This window comes from uncultured Campylobacter sp. (genome assembly GCF_937997465.1).
Classification (GTDB): Bacteria; Campylobacterota; Campylobacteria; order Campylobacterales; family Campylobacteraceae; genus Campylobacter_A.
The window spans coordinates 1-4,143 of the sequence record NZ_CALKTQ010000045.1 but is presented as its reverse complement, the minus strand read 5'-3'; the positions used below and the strand labels follow the sequence as shown (position 1 = coordinate 4,143).

Below are 4,143 nucleotides of genomic sequence, written 5' to 3'. Positions count from 1 at the left end.
GTTAAGGGCATGATTGATGCTACATTTACCCCAGAAGGTTCAACAACTCCAACAAAAGGTATTGCCATAGGAAGCACTACAACAATTAAGTTCTAATTATTAAAATTAGTTTATATTAAACCCAAGACTTAAAAACTAAGGCTTGGGTTTTTTAAATTTAGCTCTTTTATTTTTAACCATAAAAACTACTAAAATTATTAAGTTTATATAAGATATAATCTTTGAAATCACAAAGGATTATTTATGAAACGCGGATTTACAATGCTTGAACTTGTCTTTGTAATAGTTGTTATCGGTATATTGGCAGGTATTGCTGTACCTAGACTGTTCGTAACGAGAGATGATGCGGTGCTCGTTAAAGCTAGAAGTGATATAGCCTCGATACGAAGCGGTATAATAAATAAGCATAATACTGATATGCTATCTGGCAAATTTACTTATGATAGCCTTGAAAAATCTGGAGTAACGAATATTTTTGCTAATGTTTTGCAAAACGGTATAAAAGAAAAAGGCGCTTCTGATGTATCTGGGTGGAAAAAAGGAGGCACGACAGGTAGCAGGACTGTATATACCTTTGCGTTAAATAAAAATCAAAGCGTAGATTTTACTTATGATACTGCCGATGGCTCTTTTAGTTGCCCAAATAACGACAAACTCTGCAAGCAATTGACGGAGTAATGCCCTACTACCAAATTTTACCTAGCGGCTTAAATCTTAAGCCGCTTACATATTGTTCAGATTTTAAAATACCCAATTTTACCCAAGTCTTAATCAATATAAAAAATAAAAAAACTATCGGCTATGTACTCCAAAACGTAGCCGAGCCGAATTTTAAAACGCTTGAGATTTTAGAAATTTTACACGCTACGCTTACGCCTATACAAATCTCGCTTTTAAAATTTATCTCGCACTATTACGTCGTAAATTTATCTATCGCGGCCGGACTTTTTACTCCGCTAGAGATTGATTTGTCTTGCTTGCAGAATTTGACGCAAGCGCAAATTTTGACTGATAAAAACGAGATAAACGATAACTTGGATACAAAATTTGACGAATCATCGCAGCCAAATTTGCCTGACAATTTAAATAGCGGCAACTATCAAGAAAATTTTAACTCAAACGGGAGTGTTGCTACTAAATTAAATCTTAATAATCCCGTACGGTCGCCAAAAATAAGCACCGACCAATCAGCTACGATGGAGTTTTTTTCAAAAATCCCAAACCTAAACCAAGATCAACAAGAGGCGCTAAATTTTGCCAAAATTCACAAAACGAGTTTGATTTTCGGCGACACCGGAAGCGGCAAAAGCGAGATTTATTTTTCGCTCATTCGCGAGCATCTGCTAGCAGGCAAACAGGTTTTGCTTTTGATGCCTGAAATCTCGCTCACGCCTCAGATGACGAAGCGACTAAAAAGCTATTTCGGCGAGAAATTTGGCGTATGGCACTCCAAAATAACGCCGAAAAAGCGCGGCGAGATCCTGCAAAAATTTCAGAGTCGCGAGATAAATTTGATCGCAGGTGCGCGCTCGGCGCTATTTTTGCCGTTTACCGAACTTGGGCTTATTATCGTCGACGAGGAGCACGACGACAGCTACAAATCCGCGCAAAATCCGCACTATAACGCCCGCGACCTCGCGCTATTTTTAGCGAGCAAATTTGACGTCAAAGTTGTGCTTGGCTCCGCGACTCCTAGCGTCGTGAGCTTTAAAAAACAGCCCCATTTTAGGCTGAGAGGAACGTTTTTTAAAAGCGAGAAAAAATTTATCTACGACGAGAGCGAGACGGGGCTGGGCGACGTGATCCTGGGCGAGCTTGCGGCGAGTTTTGCGAGCGGTAAGCAGGCGGTCATATTTTTACCGACGCGCGCGAACTTTCGCTATCTGTCGTGCCGTGAGTGTGGCAGCACGATAAAGTGCCCGTTTTGCAGTGTAGGAATGAGCTTTTACAAAAAGCGAAATTTGCTAAAGTGCCAGTACTGCGGTTTTACGACGTCTGCGACGTGCTCGTGCGAGAAGTGCGGTAGCGAGATGATCGAGGCGAAAAAAATCGGCACCGACGAGCTAACGGAGGCCTTACGCTTGGCGTTTCCAGCGGCTAGGATCGAGAAATTCGACCGCGATGAGATCACGACGCAAAACAAGCTCGAAAAGACGCTAAAGGCCTTTAACGCGGGCGAAATAGACGCGCTTGTCGGTACGCAGATGCTAAGCAAGGGGCACGACTATCACAACGTGGATCTTGCAGTCATCATGGGTGTTGACGAGCTATTAAGCTTCCCTGATTTTCGCGCTCGCGAGCGGACGTTGGCACTGGCGATGCAGGTGGCGGGCAGGGCTGGGCGCTCGGGCGAGGGGCGCGTGGTCGTGCAGAGCAGGCAACGGGAGTTTTTTGAAAATTTTATCGCGGACTACGAAGCGTTTTTGGACGAGGAGATTCTTGCTAGAGAGCCGATATATCCGCCGTTTGCTAGGCTTTTACGAGTTATCGTTTCTGAAAAAAGCGAGCAGACGGCAAAGCAAAGGCTTGAAATTTGCGTAGCCGAGCTTGAAAATTTACGCGCCGCCGAAACCTCGCTCGAGATAGTCGGGCATGGCAAGTGTGCGATCGAGATCCTCGGCGGTAAATACCGTTTTGAGATTTTACTGCGTTGTGCCTCTCACGCTCCGCTTATAAAAGCCGCTCGTATCTGCGCCGCACACGGCTTTGACGTCGATATGGATCCGATAAATTTCTCGTAAATTTGATTTCTTTTCGTTTGATTTTCGATGTTTAATTTGGGCACCTCAAAAGCGTCTTAAATGTTTTGCAAGGTTCGTAAAAATAAATTTTACATTCGGCTTGGTGTCAAAATTTAAGCTAAAACGAGCTCGTTTTGGTTTTGGCGGCTAGAGATCAAGTCTTAAATTTAACGCAAGTTTTGCTATTAATCCACCCATATGGAACAGCCAAATCTACCAAATAGTCTTTAGTGTGTTTTGGTGGCTATTTGCAGATAAAGATATTATAAATTTAAAATCTTGCTTAAACTAAAACTAAAATGTAATTAAAGTTTCCATTTATGATAATGCTTATCTTTTTTAAGCCGAATTTTATATGATTTATATATAATCCCGTTATAATTTTATCTAGCTTTAAATATACAGTCTAATTAAAATTATAAAAATCACCCTAAAGGAACTTAATGCAAAAATTTTTACAAGCCTTAGCGGGCTCGCAAAAATATTTCGTAAACTACGTTAGCGTCGCGATTTTCATCGTGATGGCGTGGATAGGCGGACTCAAAGTCGTGCAATACGAGGCCGACGGCATCGTGCCGTTTGTAACCAACAGCCCGTTTTTTAGCTACATGTATAGCAAAAAAGATATCGTAGATAACGGCAAGGGCAAAATGGTCGCCGAGTACAACCTACACAAAAACCCGGAAGGCTTGGTCGTGCCTAAAAACATCGAGTGGCATAAACAAAACGGTACTTATGCGGTTTCGTATCTGATCGGCGCGATGATCTGCACTATCGGTACGCTCGTGCTGCTTGGCATCTGGTTCCCTAAACTAGGGCTTATCGGCGGGCTGCTGACATTTGGCATGTCTATCGTAACGCTTAGCTTTTTGATAACGACGCCTGAGACTTGGGTGCCAAATCTTGGCAATCCGGCGCTCGGCATCGCCGAAAGTCCTAATCACGGCTTCCCGTATCTATCGGGCGCTGGACGACTAGTGCTAAAAGATATAATAATGTCTGCTGCAGGACTAATCGTAGCCTCAAATGCGGCGCGCAGGCTTTTGGAGTGCTGCAAAGGCTGCTCGGCTAAGTAAAATTTGCAGATTTTAGCGAGCGGTAGACCTATTTATATTTTTAGGCGACTCGTCGCTCGCGGCCGGTTTACTTATCTCTACTTTTTACTATCTCGTTAGAAATTTACTTTGCTTTTTTAATCTATATCAAATCAATTTTATCCGTTTGCTTGCTCGTTAAATTTAGCAAACCGTGTCCGCGTAAAATGCTGCTATAAGCGGAGATCAGGTAAAATGCAACCCTAAATTTAAAGGAGAAAATATGGCATTTTTCGATTTTTTCAAAAAAGGCGGCAAAAATAGCTCAAACGCTGCAAAGGTCGGTAAAAGTGCGCAGGAGCGCAAGG

3 protein-coding genes are annotated in these 4,143 nt (G+C 42.6%); all 3 read left to right on the top strand.

Annotated features, from left to right (window positions below; translation table 11 throughout):
• Positions 1 to 243 precede the first annotated feature (243 nt).
• The 3 genes from Q0546_RS01355 to Q0546_RS01345 all read left to right on the top strand — a co-directional run bounded on the left by Q0546_RS01355 (position 244) and on the right by Q0546_RS01345 (position 3,817).
• Positions 244 to 678 carry a prepilin-type N-terminal cleavage/methylation domain-containing protein gene (locus tag Q0546_RS01355; protein WP_298789853.1) on the top strand — a complete coding sequence of 145 codons (435 nt, stop codon included), beginning with the start codon at positions 244 to 246 and terminating at the stop codon, positions 676 to 678.
• Complete coding sequence (locus Q0546_RS01350; RefSeq protein ID WP_298789851.1) at positions 678 to 2,741, top strand: primosomal protein N'; 2,064 nt, start codon at positions 678 to 680, stop codon at positions 2,739 to 2,741. Before Q0546_RS01355 ends, Q0546_RS01350 begins: the two co-directional genes overlap by 1 nt.
• 443 nt (positions 2,742 to 3,184) lie before the next feature.
• Complete coding sequence (locus tag Q0546_RS01345; RefSeq protein WP_298789849.1) at positions 3,185 to 3,817, top strand: DUF417 family protein; 633 nt, start codon at positions 3,185 to 3,187, stop codon at positions 3,815 to 3,817.
• Positions 3,818 to 4,143 lie beyond the last annotated feature (326 nt).